Annotated in this window: 15 protein-coding genes and 1 pseudogene; 8 read left to right on the plus strand and 8 right to left on the minus strand. The window is 44.3% G+C overall.

Going from position 1 to position 17,923, the window contains the following annotated elements:
* Nucleotides 1–5: 5 nt before the first annotated feature.
* The 6 genes from KJS65_RS09080 to KJS65_RS09105 form a co-directional block, all read right to left on the minus strand.
* Nucleotides 6–884 carry a carbohydrate ABC transporter permease gene (locus KJS65_RS09080; protein WP_213649534.1) on the minus strand — a complete coding sequence of 293 codons (879 nt, stop codon included), beginning with the start codon at nucleotides 882–884 and terminating at the stop codon, nucleotides 6–8.
* Complete coding sequence (locus KJS65_RS09085) at nucleotides 877–2,259, minus strand: ABC transporter substrate-binding protein (RefSeq protein WP_213649535.1); 1,383 nt, start codon at nucleotides 2,257–2,259, stop codon at nucleotides 877–879. Before KJS65_RS09085 ends, KJS65_RS09080 begins: the two co-directional genes overlap by 8 nt.
* Before the next feature lie 239 nt (nucleotides 2,260–2,498).
* Nucleotides 2,499–3,644 (minus strand): hypothetical protein, encoded by a 1,146-nt coding sequence (locus KJS65_RS09090; RefSeq protein WP_213650717.1) that lies wholly within the window; start codon nucleotides 3,642–3,644, stop codon nucleotides 2,499–2,501.
* A complete protein-coding gene (locus KJS65_RS09095; RefSeq protein ID WP_213649536.1) occupies nucleotides 3,644–5,098 on the minus strand; it encodes a sensor histidine kinase in 1,455 nt (484 codons plus the stop codon). The genes KJS65_RS09090 and KJS65_RS09095 overlap by 1 nt, the downstream gene beginning before the upstream one ends.
* 3 nt (nucleotides 5,099–5,101) lie before the next feature.
* Complete coding sequence (locus tag KJS65_RS09100) at nucleotides 5,102–5,800, minus strand: response regulator transcription factor (RefSeq protein ID WP_213649537.1); 699 nt, start codon at nucleotides 5,798–5,800, stop codon at nucleotides 5,102–5,104.
* A 284-nt stretch (nucleotides 5,801–6,084) separates the two neighbouring features.
* Nucleotides 6,085–6,882: a helix-turn-helix domain-containing protein gene (locus KJS65_RS09105; RefSeq protein ID WP_213649538.1), complete on the minus strand. Its 798-nt coding sequence runs from the start codon at nucleotides 6,880–6,882 to the stop codon at nucleotides 6,085–6,087.
* A gap of 112 nt (nucleotides 6,883–6,994) precedes the next feature.
* On the opposite strand from KJS65_RS09105, the gene KJS65_RS09110 reads away from it, so the two are divergent.
* Nucleotides 6,995–8,233: an MFS transporter gene (locus tag KJS65_RS09110; protein WP_213649539.1), complete on the plus strand. Its 1,239-nt coding sequence runs from the start codon at nucleotides 6,995–6,997 to the stop codon at nucleotides 8,231–8,233.
* Here KJS65_RS09110 and KJS65_RS09115 read toward each other — a convergent pair.
* The gene (locus KJS65_RS09115) at nucleotides 8,217–8,591 is read right to left on the minus strand and encodes a glyoxalase superfamily protein (protein ID WP_213649540.1); all 375 of its coding nucleotides are present in this window, start codon (nucleotides 8,589–8,591) and stop codon (nucleotides 8,217–8,219) included. The two genes, KJS65_RS09110 and KJS65_RS09115, sit on opposite strands and share 17 nt — an antisense overlap.
* A gap of 175 nt (nucleotides 8,592–8,766) precedes the next feature.
* Between KJS65_RS09115 and KJS65_RS09120 the strand changes: the two genes are divergently transcribed.
* Nucleotides 8,767–9,618, plus strand: coding sequence for a CAP domain-containing protein (locus KJS65_RS09120; RefSeq protein ID WP_213649541.1), 852 nt, complete (start codon nucleotides 8,767–8,769; stop codon nucleotides 9,616–9,618).
* 114 nt (nucleotides 9,619–9,732) lie between these two features.
* Here KJS65_RS09120 and KJS65_RS09125 read toward each other — a convergent pair.
* A pseudogene (locus tag KJS65_RS09125) lies at nucleotides 9,733–11,149 on the minus strand (aminotransferase-like domain-containing protein).
* 121 nt (nucleotides 11,150–11,270) lie between these two features.
* On the opposite strand from KJS65_RS09125, the gene KJS65_RS09130 reads away from it, so the two are divergent.
* The 6 genes from KJS65_RS09130 to pdxR all read left to right on the plus strand — a co-directional run bounded on the left by KJS65_RS09130 (nucleotide 11,271) and on the right by pdxR (nucleotide 17,914).
* On the plus strand, nucleotides 11,271–12,182 hold the full coding sequence (locus KJS65_RS09130; RefSeq protein WP_213649542.1) for a DMT family transporter: 912 nt from the start codon (nucleotides 11,271–11,273) through the stop codon (nucleotides 12,180–12,182).
* A 91-nt stretch (nucleotides 12,183–12,273) separates the two neighbouring features.
* Nucleotides 12,274–13,725, plus strand: coding sequence for a spore germination protein (locus tag KJS65_RS09135; protein ID WP_213649543.1), 1,452 nt, complete (start codon nucleotides 12,274–12,276; stop codon nucleotides 13,723–13,725).
* Nucleotides 13,722–14,867 carry a Ger(x)C family spore germination protein gene (locus KJS65_RS09140; RefSeq protein WP_213649544.1) on the plus strand — a complete coding sequence of 382 codons (1,146 nt, stop codon included), beginning with the start codon at nucleotides 13,722–13,724 and terminating at the stop codon, nucleotides 14,865–14,867. The genes KJS65_RS09135 and KJS65_RS09140 overlap by 4 nt, the downstream gene beginning before the upstream one ends.
* A gap of 41 nt (nucleotides 14,868–14,908) precedes the next feature.
* Nucleotides 14,909–15,097 carry a hypothetical protein gene (locus KJS65_RS09145; RefSeq protein WP_213649545.1) on the plus strand — a complete coding sequence of 63 codons (189 nt, stop codon included), beginning with the start codon at nucleotides 14,909–14,911 and terminating at the stop codon, nucleotides 15,095–15,097.
* Between the two features lie 49 nt (nucleotides 15,098–15,146).
* A complete protein-coding gene (locus tag KJS65_RS09150; RefSeq protein WP_213649546.1) occupies nucleotides 15,147–16,244 on the plus strand; it encodes a GerAB/ArcD/ProY family transporter in 1,098 nt (365 codons plus the stop codon).
* Between the two features lie 176 nt (nucleotides 16,245–16,420).
* Nucleotides 16,421–17,914: a MocR-like pyridoxine biosynthesis transcription factor PdxR gene (gene pdxR, locus KJS65_RS09155; RefSeq protein ID WP_213649547.1), complete on the plus strand. Its 1,494-nt coding sequence runs from the start codon at nucleotides 16,421–16,423 to the stop codon at nucleotides 17,912–17,914.
* The last annotated feature ends 9 nt before the right edge of the window (nucleotides 17,915–17,923 follow it).

A 17,923-nucleotide genomic window follows, 5' to 3' on the forward strand; every position in this document is an offset into this window, starting at 1 on the left:
CCTGTTCACTCAAAATTATCCCGAAATCGACGCTCGATGCTTAATAGACCCGTTACAAGAATGATGATGCAGACAACCATAAGCGTGGCAGCAGAAGTCAACTTCTGAATATCGAGCGTGAAGAACATGTTATTCATGTAGTGCTGCATCATATAGATGCGGTCATAAGGATAATCCCCTGCGAGCAAATACGTCTCCCGAAACACTTTAAAAGAATTGATTATCGAGATTAGAACGACGAAAAACATCGTAGGAGTCAAGTAAACCAATGTGATGTGAATCAATTGACGAGGTCTGCTTGCCCCTTCAATTTGTGCCGTTTCATAATAATCTTTAGGAATGGATTGAAGACCTGCTAGAAATAAAATCATGTTGTAGCCGATATTTTTCCAAATATACATGAGTACAATGATGCTCATCGACCCATTCGATTGCATCCAATCGACCCGTCCATAATGGAAACGATGCAGCCATGCATTCAAGGTCCCATTCCAATCGAAGAGAATTTGCCAGAACATAACGATGGATGCAACAGGCACGACGAGCGGCAAGATAAAAGAGCTGCGGAGCCAATTACGCAAGTACATGGACTTGTTCAAAAGCAATGCCAGAAGCAGCGATAACCAAATGAGCAGCGGAACGCTTATGCTGGTAAACAACAGCGTATTGGCTGAAGCCTTACGGAATGAGCTGCTGTTGAGGACCTCCTTATAGTTATCGAATCCAACGAATGTGCCACCTAACGAACCGTCTGTGAACGATTCATAGATGCCCATCAAGAATGGAATGATATAAAACAACGCAAAACCGACCAGACTCGGCGTTAGGAACCATATCGCCTTTAACCCGTCTCTACGCGGCAGTACGAAACGGCTGCTATTCATTCAAATAAGTGTTCACTTTATTTTGGACAATCCTGGCGACATCGTCCGCAGATTTTTGTCCGGCAAAGAAAGCTTTTGACTCATTGATGATGGTCTCCCGCACCTTGTCCGACTTGGAATCGGCATGATGAATCGCTCCGTTAACAAAGCTCTCCAATTGATCCAATTTGGCTTGGTCGACTTTAAAAGTCAGTCCATGCAATGGGCCTTCCTGATACGCTTGGATCGTTCCTTCTTTTTTCAACTGTTGGACCTGTTTGGCAAATACTTTCTTATTGATTGGAAATCCTGCGGTTGTGGGAGGGGTTTGAATCTCCTCCGACATCATGAACTTCAGGAAATCCCATGCCTCAGATTTCACCTTGGAATTTGAGGTCAGGCTAATATCCCGGTAAGTCCTGAAATAACCGCCATCTGTCGTGTCCTGAGCATGAGGTTTGATGTACAGCTTTGTATGTTCGCCGATTTCTCTCAGACTAACAAGATAGTCCCATGGAGAATTAATTTGGATGTCGCTAAAATAAGCATTGACGCGGCCATCCGATCTGACAATGTTATCGTCGTACATCGACTTCACCTGATTCATCAGACCTGTAAAGGAGGCCGATTCAAAATTGGCCTTATGGCTGGCTGCATCCACAAATAAGGAGTAATTATCGATTACAATATCAGCCAATAAGTATTCGGGGTCGCCGTATGCCAATGCGTAGGGAAACGCCTTTGAAGCAACCAATTGCTTCGAGGTTTTCATGAAATCAACCCAAGACCATGATTTGTCATCAACTGAAACGCCTGTTTTCGTAATCACGTTCTCGTCTCCGGCAAAGCCAGTCAGGAAGAAAGAGAGCGGCATACTATAAAGCGCATTGCCGGTTCGGACATTATCCAGAATATTGCTAAAGTAATCTTCTTTCTTAAATGCCGAATCCTGATCCATCATCGGGCTCAGATCGGTCAGCAGCTTATGCTTGGCGTAGTTGTCTGTAGGCAGTAAATCCATTTGAAGCAAATCGGGACCTTTGCCAGCCAGCATTGCCGTATTCATGGTAGTTACGTACTTATTGATTGCTGCCTCCAAATGGGAGTCATCGGTTTTGACCTCCTCCAGTTTGATCTCAATATTGGGATGCAGCTTCTCATATTTCTTCTTCGCTTCTTGAAACCTCGCATCCGGGAAAAATGTCGAGAAGACAATCGTCTTTTTGCCGCCTGTAGACGAGCTGTTATCATTTTTTTCTGAAATCTTAACGTCCGTGTTTAAGCCCTTGGCAGCATCATTGCTGACTGTCCCCGTGCTAGTACTGCCGCTCCCGCAAGCAGTCAGAGAGAGAGTCAGAAAGCAGCTTGCTAGAATTCCTATTCCGAATCTTTTCATATCACACTTCCTCCTGGTTTCACTCATAGAAAAACAGATCGATTATATGAACTCTTATGCCATAAACAATCTACTCTTTCCAATATAAAGAGGCGATGTCGCCAAAACTTCACCTACTTGTAAACAAATTGTCTCCAAATAAAAAAAACGAAAGACTGAACGGGTTTTCGTTCGGCCTTTCGTTAATGTTCGGACTATAGGCAATAGAGAAGAAACTTTATTCATAATCTGGTGCCTGACTACTGGAATTTAATAATGAATGGTTGATGATCTATAGGGCTCGCCACCGCCGGCGCGCGCGACAATCGGGAATATATTCTCTGGCCAATGACAAGAAGACTGTTGTTATCGGGACTCCACAACATTTGCGAAGGATCGATTCCATGATAGACAGGCTCCTCGTACAGGATATTTTTACCCTGCAGCTTGCCGGCAAAAATGGAATCCTTCTCATTCAGAGAGTAGGCAATGTATTTGCGATTCTGAGAAAACTCGAATCGTTCGACGTTCTCCAGCAGAACGGATAATTCACTGTTTCGTCGGTCGTATTCGTACAAGGTTCCTTCTGTTCCGAGGTATACGAACTGATCATTGTTAAGCCAGGCAATTTGCTCGCCGCCCGTCTGATGTTCGTATTGGACGTCAACTTCACTCCCGTTGATGATCCCCAAGACAACACTGCTCTTTCGGTTGGACTGAAGCATGGTAAACAGCATACTGCGTCCATCATCAGATATTTTCACCGCAGTGAAAGTACCCTTATTCCCGAAACCTGTTAAACGGTAATCCTTGGCTCTGTCTGCTTCTGTATCATAAATCCCCAGGCTTTCTTGTCTGCCGTTTGCATCCGTGAACAGGTAGCATAGATATCTGCTATCGCTTGACCATGAGAGCTTCTGGACAAGCTGCTGCTCCCGGGAGTTAAAGCGTGCCACTTCTTTGCGCTGTCCATCGGACAACGAAATCAGCGTCAACGAATCACCGTCTTGTTTTTTTGTGATCCCGGAGATGTACTTGCCATCTGGAGACAATTCAAGAGAATGAATGTTGCTGTCCATGTTTTGTATGTTCGTTAGATGTTCATATGGGATTGATATCCTTTGGAGATTCCGTTTCATTCGTTCAGAGGATCTGACGATCTTGAACAAACCAACGACAGTGTCCGGAGCAGCCCAACCGAGCATCTCATCATTATCTGTTACCGAGTCAGGAAGACGGTAAATCGTCTTCACCTGGAAAGACCGGCTGCCCTGATCTGATGTGTGATTTTCTTCTGTGCTGGATATGACGATGGTCTCCGAACGCTGGCCATTCGTGCATCCGGACATGAGGACGATGAGAATCAGGAGTAATGTAGACATTCGTGTAAACCGCTTATTCGTCATCAAACAATCACCGCCTTCATGTAAGGAATGTCCACATAGACGATCGTATGACCGTTCTCGCTGACAAGGCGGATGGTCCCCGCGTGATCATCGACAATCGATTTAACGATACTAAGTCCCAAACCGACGCTCCCTTCTTCCTTGAGCTTCTGATTTGCTGAATAGAAAGGTTGAAACAAATTAACTAGCTGATCAGGGGCGATCGGTTCTCCCCGGTTGTCGAAGATATACCGAACCGTTCCGGCATGAAGTTCTGCCTTAACCCGGATTGTTGATTGAGCCATGCTGTATTTGATCGCATTGTCAAGGATATTGATGAAGAGCTGACGCAGCCTGTCCGCTTGACCGTGCACGAACAGATTTTCCTCCATCTCGCAGAGGATTCTTTTCTTGTAGCGCTTAGCCCGGAATGACATCGAGTCGCATACATCATGCAGGATTTTTGACGTATCTACCATTTCGAAAGCTTCACCACCCGAGTTACGATGTGATACTTCAAGCAGTTTGAGTACCATACTGTGCAAACGGCGGCTTTCTTCAACAATGTGATTCATTCCTTTATCGAAGAACGCACGATCGGCCTCTCCTTTTTCCCGTATCATTTCGGCATAGCCCAGGATAGATGTCAGCGGCGTTTTAAGTTCATGTGTGACATTATCAAAAAATCGCTTCTCCTGCTCATTGAGATCCTTTAAACGGTCCCGATCCCGTTCAATCGTTGAGATCTGGCTGCTGATCCGGTCGATCATGTCGTTGAAATTGACTGCCAAACGACCGATTTCATCTTTTCGCTGGAAATCGATTCGAACATCTAAGTTGCCGTTCTTAACCTCTGTAGAAGCCCGGGTTAGCTTAATTAATGGGATCGTGATATGCCTGGACAGCAAATAAGAGAACAGAAACGCCGCAGTGAAGATCGCAAGCGCGATGTAGAAAATGATATCCAAAATACGCCCGCTTTGTTTATACAGCAGGTTGAAGTCTTTGGAGAAACGCAAGATGCCTATCTTCACACCGTCTATGATAACCGGATAAGAGAAAAGGACGGTTCCCGTGTTCTGTTCATGTGTAATGGTATAAGCTGTTCTTCCATCTATCGCCTGTTTAAGATCGTCGTCATTCCGGCCGGAGAACACTGCCTGATCGGATGAAAACAATAAAATGCCTTCGACCGTATAGGCGCTGACGTTACTTGCGGTGACATGTTTTAATTCATCTACCATTTCTTCTGCCATCTCACCAAAATAAAGCTTATTGTTCTTGAAATGATTGATCAGAAATGCCTGGCGTATATACACATTACTGTTGTTCTTGAGCCCGGTTAAATCAGCGGTGACAATCTTCTGATTACTTGTCCGTATAATCTCCTTGACGGTCTGATTGAGTATAAGAAAAGAGAGACAGAAGATCAGAAAGAAGCCCACGATAAATTTGGCCCTAATGGTTCTAATCATCTCTTATTCCGCCTGTTTCTCGAATTTGTAGCCGATGCCAAATACCGTCGTGATCAGATCACTCGCATCAAGTTTTTTGCGGAGTCTTTGGATATGCGTGTCGACCGTACGCGTATCGCCAGCAAAATCATAGCCCCATATGAAATCAAGCAATTCTGTGCGAGTGAAGATTTTACCCTTATGGCCGAATAGCGTCATGAGAAGATCAAACTCCTTGGGAGTAAGGTCTACCAGTATGCCTTCTTTTTTCACAAGTCTCTCTTCTGCGACAATTTCGATATTTTTAAACCGGATGACATTTTCTTTTTCTACTTCTCTGTCTCCTTGATTGGCTTGGTCGAGCCGCCGAAGAATAGTACGAATCCTGGCAACGACTTCCCGTAAATCGAAAGGCTTCGTTATGTAATCATCCGCGCCGAATTCAAGGCCGAGCACCTTATCGGTTATATCTGATTTAGCGGTTATCATGAAAATTGGAATATTGTAGTTTGTGGTCACTTTTTTGCATATATCCAGTCCGCTCTGATCCGGTAGCATCCAGTCGAGAAGGAGAAGATCAGGATTAAATTGTTCCAGCTCCTTCATCCCTTCGGCTCCGCTGCCAGCGGTCCGCGTTATAAAGCCTTCCATGGAAAGCCCGTAAGCAAGTAAATCCGCTATTGGTTCCTCATCTTCGATAATGAGAATTTTTGTTTTTTTCATGAAGATCTCCATTTTTATTCTATAGCCACCTATATTGAATCGATTTTAGCCCAGACTCCTACAATTTATAAAAGGATGATCTATGGATGTAACTACTATATCAAAAAGATGTCAACAACATGTGTACGGATAGAAATGGAAAAAACCCCCTCACTCGGCTTTCTGCTGATCTGAGGGAGTTTCTTTAAGATAACTCTAGTAAACTGAAACAGTTGATAGGGATGCCGAAATTTCCTCATCAAGAATAACAGAGCTTGTTAAGCTCTGTTTAGGATCAACCTTGTTTATCGCTTTTCTTTGCGGAACTGTTCAGGTGTCATGCCAACGCTTTTCGAAAAAACGCGAAAAAATTGACTCGTGCTGGAGAATCCCAAAAGGAAGCTGATCTCGGTTACCGTCATTACGGAACGTTTCAATTGCTTCATAGCCTCTTCAACACGAAGGTGCAGCACATATTGATAAGGGGTTAGTCCTGTTATGGATTTGAAGGAACGGATAAAATGAAACCGACTTTGCATCGCCATGGTTGCCAGTGTACCGATGTTCATCTGCTCTGTGAAATGAGCATGAATGTAATCGAGAACGCGGGAATAATGCGGATCGGAAACCGCGTTAACCGGTAATATCGGTAATCTATTAGAAGCTCCCCATATCCATTCCTGTAATTCCAAAAGAATCCGATATTCCATCTCCTCAACAGCCATGGTGTCTATCTGGCCCAATCCGAGCATTTCCGCAGTCCATTTTTGAACATTATCATTCACCTTAGCTTGATCAAAGGGCTGCCTCAATCCAAGCTCTCGCCATTTCGTTGCTGTTTTGGGATACAAGCTTTGGTCCTTGATTCGTATGATCATGACACTATCCCCGGAACCGATATGAAAAGAATGCCTATCCTGCGGATGCAGAATAAGCCCATCACCAGGCGGCAGCGCCAATTGTTTATTTTCATACGTAAAATGACAGGTACCCTGGATAGGGATTGTCATTTGATATTGATCTTCATGGGCATGTGTTACGTTTTCAAAAGAATTTGAAATCTTATGTATTTCCAGCTGTGGCAGTATCATCTCTATTCTCATTGGTCCTCACCCTGCCCAATTATAGCATAAATTGCTTGGGCCAAAAGCAATAATCGCAACGCACATCCTAAGGTAATCCGCTAATATGGTTAAAAAAAGAGGATGTGAAGAGATGTCACAACAAGGCATAATCGCAGATACAACAAAAAATGCCGCACTTGCCGTACTGCTGGGCGTAAGCGCAGCTCACCTGCTGAATGACGCCATGCAGTCGGTAGTGCCCGCTGTTTTCCCGTTTTTCCAGCAAAAGATGCAGCTCAGTTATACAGAGATCGGATGGGTCGCTTTTACCTTAAATATCACGGCGTCCATTCTCCAGCCAGCCATCGGATACTATACTGACCGCCGTCCACTGCCTCTGCTGCTGCCGCTTGGCATGTTTTTCACCTTACTTGGCATGGTGGGATTGGCATTATCGCCCTCGTTCTGGTCCCTGCTTATCTCGGCAGCTCTAATCGGGATCGGTTCATCGGTCCTTCACCCGGAATCCTCACGGGTGGCACATTTGGCGATGAGCCAGCGCAAGGGACTTGCCCAGTCCGTATTCCAGGTTGGAGGCAATACCGGGCAGGCATTCGCCCCGCTCATGGCGGCTTTTATTATTATCCCGCAGGGACAGCTTGGCTTTCTGTGGTTTATCCTGCTCGCAGGCCTAGGTATAGCGCTGCAATGGGGGATAAGCCGCTGGTATAGCCGTCAAACCCGGCCAGCAGAGGCAGCTCACAGCTCCAATAACATCAAGAGACCCATTCAATTCAGCAAGCGGTTTATCGTCTATGTTCTCGGAATTTTGATTCTCATGTTATTCTCAAAATTTGTTTACCTCGCAAGCATGACTGGCTATTATTCCTTTTACTACATGGACAAATATCATTTGCCATTAAAAAATGCACAAATATGTATCTTTGCCCTTCAGTTTGCCGGTATGGTTGGAACATTTTTGGGAGGGCCGCTGGCTGACCGGTTTGGACGCCAGAAAATGATCTGGTTCTCGATTCTGGGTACTTCTCCATTCTCTCTCCTGCTTCCCTATGCGGGTCCGGTAGGTTCAATTATTTTATGCGCAGTAATCGGAGCCATATTAATGTCAGGTTTCTCCGTCATTATTGTCTATGCTCAAGAATTGCTTCCGGGACATATTGGAACGGTTGCGGGATTATTCTTTGGATTATCCTTTGGCATGGGTGGTCTGGGGTCTGTTGTCATGGGCAGGCTGATGGATACACACGGAGTCAACTTGATGATTCAGGTCTGTGCTTTCCTACCGCTTCTTGGTTTATTTGCGCTGCTGCTTCCCAGGGATTCCGTTATTATGGGGACACCAGAAAAAAACATTATAACTCCTGAATAAGATTCTCATAGAAGATGATTTTATTGGCAAAAGGATCAATCACACATATTTCTTTACTTTGCCATGGCGTCTTCTCCAAACCCGGTCTGGAGTAGTTATACTGCTTACCAATCAAACGCTTGTGTAATTCTTCAATTCCATGAACTTCGATTCTGATCGCAGAGCCTGGACTGCAATCCCCATGATGCTCGCTAAGATGCAGTTTAATGTCACTCATTGAGATCTGGAGATATAGAGGAAAATCCTGCTCGAATCGGTGTTCCCAATCCAACGTAAAGCCAAGGTAGTCCATGTAAAACTCTTTAGCCTTTCTCTCATCAAATATCCGTAATATCGGGATGATTCCTTGAAGATTCACATGAATCCGCCTCCTGCTTTCATTTCGTAATTGCAGTGTTCTTTCAGCTCTACACGTTGTATTTTATCATGAATGGAACCCGAAAGAACAAAACGAAATGAAGAATAAACAAAGGCCATGCTGGAAATCTTAAATCCGGTGGCTTCACTAATTTGTCTTACCGAGGAGGTTGGTCATGGTCAAGTATATCGTCTTAGCAGTATGTATTTTGGCAACTGGCTGTTCGGCTAATCATATATCAGAAAAGCAAGTTAGCCAAAAGCAAGCAACGCAGAAACAAATGATTCCAAATCAAACTCGAATTACAAATCAATCCCGAACTACAACCCATGCTCATCGGGTTTCTCCAAATGCAGTCATTACACAAGCATCATCAACCGCAACATCGAGGATTACAACAAAAGGTAACGGGATTCCATCGGAGCTTCTCGATTTGATTCAAGCACCGACCGGTAACAAATCAGCCAACCAAACACCAACGGGCAATCCGGTGAATCAGGCACCGACCGGAACGGTGGGAAGAACACCGACAGGTACAGTGGAAAGAACACCGACAGGTACAGGTTCCACAGGACAGGCGCAGCAAGGAAATACTCAAGGAAATACACAAGGAAATACACAAGGTAGTACGCAAGGTACTACGGAAAGCACTAAGGATTCATCCCAGTTCGCTCAGCAGGTGCTGGATTTGGTGAATAAAGAAAGATCTAAAGCCGGCCTAAGCTCTCTGAGTATGGATGGCGAATTGTCTAAGATGGCAATGGCTAAGGCACAGGACATGTATGACAACAATTATTTTGACCATAATTCACCAACCCATGGATCTCCTTTCGATATGATGAAGGAGTTCGGCATCACCTACAAGACCGCTGGAGAAAACATTGCAAAAGGACAAACCACACCTACACAGGTAATGAATGATTGGATGAATAGTCCTGGCCACAAAGCCAATATTCTTAACAACGGTTATAGCCATATCGGAATTGCTTTTTATAACAATGAATGGGTTCAAGAATTTACGGGATAGCTTATATTTCAATGTATAAAAGACGGCACTGCAAAGCCTATGTAGTGTCGTCTTTTTCAATCAAAGTGACTCAGGTGAAACTGCTGAGTTTTTCTCTTTCCGAAGCTGATTGATTTATCCCCTTAAATCCGCCGCTATTTTCACTAATCTCCTAATCCCCTCCCTTATCTGCTCTTCATTTACAAAGGAATAGCATAAACGTATCCTGGAATTCATATCGCCCGATGGATCAAACATCCTTCCAGGAACAAAAGAGATTTGCTCCTGAATGCAGCTTTCCCACAAGCTGTCCACGGATATGGACTGAGGCAGTTCCAACCCACAAATTAAGACCACCATTCGGAGTTGTCCAATTCCAGCCGGTGTGTAACAGCTCCTGCTCCATGATATCTCTGCGGATTTGCAACGCTGTCCTAAGCTTGTGGAGATGCTGTTGCATCCTTTCGGATCCAAAATAATGCAGGAACAACTTCTGATTGACTAGAGGAGAGCCATTATCAACGAGCGACTTTAAGGTAATGAGCGGTTCTATGACGATATTGCGCCCGACAATCGCACAGACTCTCAAGCCAGGTGCTACATATTTGCTGAAGCTGCTCAGGTAGACAACCCAACCATCCGTATCATAGGTGAACAAGGATTGGGTAGGCATTTCATCAAAGTACATATCATGAAAAGCATCATCTTCAATTAACAGGCATTGATACCGTTCCGCCAGCTCTACAAGCTGCTTGCGCTGAGTTGCAGGAACCGTGTAGCCCGTAGGGTTATGAAAGGTTGGATTCATATAGAAAAAGCGCGGATGGTGATCCTTCATGATTTGTTCTACTTTATTCAGGTCATATCCATCTGGAGTGATATCTACGGAAAGAAATCTCGCTCCCTGCGCACGGAAAATATCGAGTGCTGCGCTATAGGTTGGACGTTCAACCAATATCGTATCTAAGGGTCTGATGAATAATCGAGCCAGCAGATCAATGGCTTGTTGAGCACCGGAAGTAATGAGCAGTTCATCTGCTGACAGCTGCACTTTTAGACGCTGCATCATATAACCGCTAAGTACTTCGCGCAGTTCGACATCCCCTTGTACAGTGGAATAGGTACCCATGATTTTGGGATATATATCAAACACTTTTTTCACATAATCAGACAGAAAGAGATTTGGCAATAAATTCGGATCGATCAAGGCTTGAGAGAACTGGTAGATAGCCGGAATCCGCTGTATCTCGGATATGTCGTTTTTATAACGATTGTCGGTACGAGGATGAGAATTCAATAATTCTCTCCCGTTTTCTGTGGTCGGAGAATTTACGTAGTAACCGGATTTTTCTTTTACGTAAGCTTTTCCGTTCTCTTTCAGCAGCTGATATGCGCGAAACACGGTCAACCGGTGCATCTTCAATTCCGTTGCAAGCATGCGAATGGAAGGCAGTTTATCATGTGTCTGCCACTCGCCTCGTTGAATCCGGGAGAGTATATGTTCATACACCTGCAGGTATAGCAGTTGCTTGTCCGCTGCCGAATTCTTCATTTTCCCCCTCCTTTTCTGTAATCCAATTGTACACTATATTCTTCCCATCTGTTCTATTAAGTATCATCTGTTCTGTTGTGCATCTCGTACGATGTAAACACTACAGAAGGGGGAGAAATTCATGATTTTATTCAACTATTTACTGATGTGCCTCATCTTCGGGACCACTTTCCTGGCCATAAAAGTAGGGATTAACGCCTCGTCCCCTCCATTTTTCTCAGCAGGCCTACGATTTCTTGTGGCAGGTCTAGTTCTATTGTTGTGGATGGTGTGGAGGAAAAAGGCTAGCTTCGCTCTCCTGCTGCGGAAAGAAATGCTGCTGACAGGATTAGGTTTAACCTTCGGTACATTCTCGATGCTCTACTGGGCTGAGCAGTATGTTTCATCTGGCATTGCTGCCGTATTGTCTGCCACTGGACCGCTCATGATCATGTTAATTCAGATGAGCGTGCTAGGTGAAAAGACAACCCTTCGTTCCGCCCTAGGCTGCATGATAGGATTTGCTGGCGTTTTCCTTCTGATGCTTTCGGATCTTTCAATTTCTGCCGCTTCCGATCATTGGTGGCTAATGGGAGGCATCGCTATTTTAATTGGAGAAATCTGCTATGCTTCGGGAGCTTTGTACTCGCAGCGGGTCATTCAGCGATTACCGAATGTGTCGCCTATTGCATTGAATGCAGCACAAATGATTTATGGCGGACTACTGCTGCTGTTACTATCCTTATTCACGGAACAAGTGCACATACAACAGATGCTGGATCCAAATGCAATAGGATCATTACTATACTTGATCATTGTAGGTTCTATGGCTGGGCATAGTATCTTTTATTGGCTTGTCGCCAAAACCAATCCAGTCTTTCCATCAACTTGGCTGTATGTATCCCCGATTATTGCATTGGCAACCGGGAGCATACTCTATCATGAAACGATAACGTGGTTTTCGATTATTGGAATGATCACCATTATTGGCGGTACGATAGTTACGAACCTGGACAAGATCACCCAGTTGATGCATGTACATAAAAAAGTCTGAATTCTCAGGCTTTTTTTGTATAATTTCTAATTTTTTCCGGGATTCTATATACAAATACATATTACTGATTTGGCAGGAGTCGTGAGAGTGAATGGCTAAGCACGTAACTATGATCGATCAAGTTAAAGAGCAGCTCGCAGCAAATGAAGATGTTGACTATCAGAATTTCCTCATTCATGGTCATTCATTTGTGCTTATTTATATCGCCTCCATCATTAATGTCCCTGTAATGCAGGAACGGATTGCCTATGTTCTTATTCAAGAAGCGGCTGCAGAACAACATGAGGAGAACTTTGTAAGCAGGCTGGATAATGGCAGTCTGTTTCCGCTGCATTCCGTGCTGGCTCAGTCTCCTGAGGATGCAATCAATCAATTGGTCCAGGGTAAAGTGCTGCTATGCCTGAATGAAGCGAATAAAATTTACATGTTCGATCTTGTGAAATACGAAAAAAGATCCGTTTCAGAATCCCAAAATGAGCTCGTTGTTATCGGTCCCCAGGAAGCTTTTATCGAGGATATCGACACAAATCTTTCTTTATTAAGACATAAAATTAAACATCCTGATCTCAAGACCGTCCGTTATGAGGTTGGTACATACACAAAAACCATCATTTATCTCGTGTATATCGAAGGATTGTGTAAGCAGGACATTGTACAGGATTTGGATGAGGAAATACGCAAGATCGATATCGATGCGGTTCTTGGTATCAGTTATACCGCTGAACAAATGAAGAAAGGGAATCGAACGCCATTCCCCCAGTTTCAATATACAGAGCGCCCAGACTCGGTCGCAGCTTCTTTGCTGGAAGGAAGAATCGGAATCATGCAGGATGGGACGCCGTCTGCTCTTCTCGTGCCCGTCACATTACTCTCTCTTATGCAATCCTCTGAGGATTATTATCAGAGCTACATGTCCGCCAGTTGGATCCGAATCGTAAGAATATTTTTCTCATTAATATCCATACTGCTTCCCTCACTTTATGTGGCCATCACGACTTTCCAGACAGATATGATTCCGACGGCTCTGCTTCTGACCATCACTGCAGCACGTGAGAATATTCCATTTTCAGCATTGACGGAAGCATTTATTATGGAACTGACCTTTGAGGGGCTCCGCGAAGCGGGTACCCGTATTCCCAAGCCTGTTGGTCAAACCATATCCATTATAGGAGCGATTGTTATCGGACAAGCTGCTGTACAGGCCGGCATCGTTTCCACTCCTATGGTCATCGTTGTCTCTATCACAGGGATTGCATCCTATATCATCCCTCACTTTGAACTTGGGCTTGCTCTGCGCCTGCTTCGGTTTCCGCTTCTTATTATCGGTGGAACCACAGGCCTCATTGGTGTATTCATTGCAGCATTTATTGTATTTGGACATCTCGTCAATCTCAAATCGTTTGGCACCCCGTATATGCAGCCCTTTGCACCATTAGTACTCAAGGAATGGAAAGATGTATTTGTTCGTGTCCCTTCCCCTGACATGAAGAACAGACCAAGCGCTTATGCTACTCGAAATACAAGGAGACAAAAGCAGAAATGAAGTCTTTGAAATGGCTTATCGTATTTGTCATCTTACTGCTCCAGAGCGGATGCTGGTCCAAGATCGAAGTGAATGAACAAATCTTCGTACTTGCTATTTATGTAGATAAAGGTGAAAAGCCCGGAACGGTAGAGGTGACGATCAGCAGTCCTTTACCTAACCGTATGATGGCTGGTCAGCAGGCTGGGAGCGCTGCCGCAAACGGAAAACCCTATGCCATGATCACAAGATCTGACATTACGATACCGGACACCATGCGAACAATACAAAAGGATCTTACAAGGCGTTTGAATTTTGGACATACCCGTGAAATCATGGTAGGCCAGGATTTTGCGAATGATGGAATCGGGGATTTACTTGACTGGATCGAAAAAGAGCCCAATTTCCATATTAGCTCTTTCCTGACTACAGCCGAGGGAAAGGCCAAGGACGTAGCTGAATTAACACCACTCTATGAACAAATGCCGGCAGAGGTTCTTCGTAAAATGAACTTACAGCATAACTTTTTCAGTACCAAGGTGAAGGAATGTCTGATAGCTCGCTACTCACAGGTCGGTTTTGCCACGAATTTAATGTCGATTGGTTTTACGCCTATACCTAGTGAAGGTAAAACTGAGAAATGGGCAGGAATTAAGGGCGCTGCTCTATACCAGGGTGATAAGCTGACAGGAACTCTTCCATCCCAGGAGGCCAGAGCCATTGCTTGGAATGCAGGCCGGCTGGGAAGACAAGCATATACGGTTACTTGGGATGGCGGTGAAAGCCGCGCAAGTGTATTATTTGATAATTTCAAATTCACAAAAAGCGTGAGAATGACGAAACAAGGTCCGAGATTTATGATACATCTCAAAACCTCCGGAAACATGATATATAAAAAAGACTCAAAGCAGCGAAAGGATACGGAAGTAAGCCATATCGTTACAAATCTACTCAATTCGAAGATTGAAAGTGAGCTGAATTCCGCACTGCGCATGACCAAGAAATCGGGATCCGATGTACTAAAGTTGGGACTACTTCTGGAATGGAAATATCCCCGGTATTGGAAAAGAGTACATGAAAACTGGCCTGAATATTATAGAACTTCAAATCATGTTCAAATCAAAGCCAACGTGGATGTTATCAATATCACCAACCAGCCTTAGAAAATCAGTGCTGTTACTTCTGCCAGAAAGGATGTACCATCATGATCGCCATTAGCTTTGCATTATTTGCTGCTTTCGAATGGAGACAGATCAAAAACAAATCTTCAAATCATAAAAAAGCATTCTGGTGGCTTTTTTCGCTTCTCCTTGCATGGAATACGGCAGCTAATGTCATTCCCTGGTGGCCTTCTCCAAACCGATTGATTATTTATCTGTTTGGTTGGATATGATCCATATGATACAGGAGCACGATAACTATTTCTAAAGGATGGTGTATTCATGCGCACGACATCTTTTCAAATTTTTCGGTTTGCTTGTATCTATATGCTAACGATGCCGCTGGCTTTTATGATTCCACCACTCATTGTTACATCTGGATATCTGGGATGGATCGCAGTGCTCATCGGGGGAACCATTAATTTCGGATTAATCCTCTGCACTTACCAACTGGGTAAGATGGCTTCGGGGCAAGCTTGGACCGCTTTTGGGGAGAAGATTTCAGGCAAATGGGGTCATCGGGCAGTTCTTCTCATTTTGGTATTTTGGAGTGTCTATTACGTATCTTTGGATATGGAGCAGTTCACTATGTTTTATCGGAGCGCCTATATGAGGGAGACTCCAGATTGGTTCCTTTTACTTCTCATCGGTATCGTTATTTTGATCACGGCCCGTTGGGGATTTTCTACGCTCGTATATATTGCAGATGGTACATTTATCGTTATTCTTCTCGGGATCATATTCATCTTAGTGATATTCACTGGAGATGCAAATTATCAGATGCTGCCGGCATTCGTAACCAATCATGATTTCCATAACGTCTTTTCTGATGTCATAAGCGTGATATCCTGGAATGGTGAATGGTTCATATTCCTGTTCATTATGCCTCAACTAAAATTTGATAAAAACACCCTCCGAAATCTACTATTAGCGAATTCGCTTGTCATATTTGCCGTCCTGTTAACATGGCTGCTCGTACTGCTTAATTTCGGCAATCATTACGCCAGTCAGCTCAAATACCCCGTCCTTCAGTTGATACGAAGTACGTCGTTTACCGGGCTAATCGGCAATGCGGATCCCTTGTTCATTGGATTGTGGGCTACATCCATGATTGTTCATGATGCTTTTCTGATCTACGTAGGAGTAACATGCCTTGGCCATCTTCTGAAGTTTAAGGAGAACAAACCTTTAATAACCCTTCTGGCAGGAACAGCAACCGTTGCGGCAGTTCAATACTCAAGGAATACCACTTTGTTTCAGAAGGATATGACTGAACTTGGTTTCATTTCTTTCTGGGTGATGATCAATGGTATTCCTCTGTATTATGTGCTGATAGCCTTCCTACGTGGGCGATTGGGCAGAAAGAAATTAAGAGGATGACTAATGACGGCGGAAGTCCATCCATCCAATTCATATTCATACATATCATCCATGTTCAAGGAATCCATTAACATTTGTCATGGTTAATATAAAACCGGCAGCAAAATAATTTAAAATTAGTGATATGATGAAAATCACTGTTATATTATTTTTGCAACCAAGGGAAGTGAAAGATCATGTGGAAGCCCGACCGCCAAAACAAAAAACCATTTTATGAACAAATAGCAGACCATATCGAACAAAGAATCTCCTACGGTGAATTTCCGCCGGGCAGTTTACTTCCATCGGAAAGAAAGCTGGCTGAACAACTCGGAGTAAACCGAAGCACTGTCATTTCAGCCTTCGCAGAGCTTCGATCGATGGGCATTATTGAAAGTCGATCAGGCAGCGGAACTCGTGTTAGCAACACCAAATGGGGAGCTACGCCCAAGCATACACCAAACTGGAAGCGGTATGCCGAAGGCGGGAGCTTTTTGCCTAACTTGCCGTTCTTGCGAAGGATTCGTGAAGCGCTGAATCAAAATCCGTCGCTTATTGATTTTGCCAGTGGGGAATTGTCGGGGGATTTAGCACCATTGGATGAAATCACGAAGGTGATGAGCGGGCATCCATATCCTTCTTATCTGGGTTATGTTAACCCTCAAGGTTATGTTCCTCTCAGACAAGCACTTGCAGCATATCTAGATCAATATCGCGGGATCCAGACGACGGAATCATCTATTTTAATTACATCCGGATCTCAACAATCGCTATATCTGATTACTCAATGTTTACTGTCCCCAGGAGACGCTGTTGCGATTGAAGATCCTTCATATAGTTACTCGCTTCCCATGTTTCAATCCGCAGGGCTTCGTCTCTTCCGTCTCCCTGTCGACCGTGATGGGGTCTGTCCTGAGGAGATCCGTTCCTTATACAAGAAACATCGGATTAAAATGATATTCACTAACCCTAATTTTCATAATCCGACGGGCACGCTCCTCAGTGATCAAAGACGGAGCCAATTGCTTGAAATCGCAAGCGAGCTGGGACTCCCTATCGTAGAAGATGATCCCTATAGCTTAACGGATTATAAAGGAATCCCTCGGCCCCCGCTCAAATCAATGGATGCGATCGGTTCCATTATTTATATCGGCTCTTTCTCCAAAATCGCAGCTTCCGGCCTTCGTATTGGATGGATGGTCGCTCCGCATTCTATTGTGGAGAGGCTGGCAGATGCCAGACAGCAGATGGATTTCGGCCTAAGCGTGATCCCTCAGCAAGTGGCAGAACAGTTTTTAAAATCGTCGTACTTCGAACCACATTTGGAACGCCTGCGAATGCAGCTTCTTTTTAAACGAGATTTGCTTGTGGAGGCACTAAATAAAGAACTGCCGGATTTGATTCAGTTCAATATTCCGCAAGGCGGACATCATATGTGGTGCAAGCTGATTCCCGAAGTCAATGACTCTAAACTGCTGGAAGAAGCCATTAAACAAGGAGTCGTTTTCGTACCTGGCAGTGTTTATGGCTCGGATTCGGGCTTCGTCAGGTTTACTTTTGCACGACCGAAAGCAGAAGAAATAGGCCCTGGAATTGCAAGGTTCGCGAAAGCGCTGCGAGAACTTATCCTGCTAACCTCAGAGACAACGACAATTAAGACAACTACTAAAACAACCGCCGAGCCTAGATAACTCCGCGGT

The organism is Paenibacillus sp. J23TS9, assembly GCF_018403225.1.
Lineage (GTDB): Bacteria > Bacillota > Bacilli > Paenibacillales > Paenibacillaceae > Paenibacillus_AQ.

What these genes read in the sequence shown, in the direction of transcription:
- KJS65_RS09080 (WP_213649534.1), bottom strand. Translation starts at nt 884, where the DNA reads ATGAATAGCAGCCGTTTCGTACTGCCGCGTAGAGACGGGTTAAAGGCG.
- KJS65_RS09085 (WP_213649535.1), bottom strand. Translation starts at nt 2,259, where the DNA reads ATGAAAAGATTCGGAATAGGAATTCTAGCAAGCTGCTTTCTGACTCTC.
- KJS65_RS09090 (WP_213650717.1), bottom strand. Translation starts at nt 3,644, where the DNA reads ATGACGAATAAGCGGTTTACACGAATGTCTACATTACTCCTGATTCTC.
- KJS65_RS09095 (WP_213649536.1), bottom strand. Translation starts at nt 5,098, where the DNA reads ATGATTAGAACCATTAGGGCCAAATTTATCGTGGGCTTCTTTCTGATC.
- KJS65_RS09100 (WP_213649537.1), bottom strand. Translation starts at nt 5,800, where the DNA reads ATGAAAAAAACAAAAATTCTCATTATCGAAGATGAGGAACCAATAGCG.
- KJS65_RS09105 (WP_213649538.1), bottom strand. Translation starts at nt 6,882, where the DNA reads ATGAGAATAGAGATGATACTGCCACAGCTGGAAATACATAAGATTTCA.
- KJS65_RS09110 (WP_213649539.1), top strand. Translation starts at nt 6,995, where the DNA reads ATGTCACAACAAGGCATAATCGCAGATACAACAAAAAATGCCGCACTT.
- KJS65_RS09120 (WP_213649541.1), top strand. Translation starts at nt 8,767, where the DNA reads ATGGTCAAGTATATCGTCTTAGCAGTATGTATTTTGGCAACTGGCTGT.
- KJS65_RS09130 (WP_213649542.1), top strand. Translation starts at nt 11,271, where the DNA reads ATGATTTTATTCAACTATTTACTGATGTGCCTCATCTTCGGGACCACT.
- KJS65_RS09135 (WP_213649543.1), top strand. Translation starts at nt 12,274, where the DNA reads ATGGCTAAGCACGTAACTATGATCGATCAAGTTAAAGAGCAGCTCGCA.
- KJS65_RS09140 (WP_213649544.1), top strand. Translation starts at nt 13,722, where the DNA reads ATGAAGTCTTTGAAATGGCTTATCGTATTTGTCATCTTACTGCTCCAG.
- KJS65_RS09145 (WP_213649545.1), top strand. Translation starts at nt 14,909, where the DNA reads ATGATCGCCATTAGCTTTGCATTATTTGCTGCTTTCGAATGGAGACAG.
- KJS65_RS09150 (WP_213649546.1), top strand. Translation starts at nt 15,147, where the DNA reads ATGCGCACGACATCTTTTCAAATTTTTCGGTTTGCTTGTATCTATATG.
- pdxR (WP_213649547.1), top strand. Translation starts at nt 16,421, where the DNA reads ATGTGGAAGCCCGACCGCCAAAACAAAAAACCATTTTATGAACAAATA.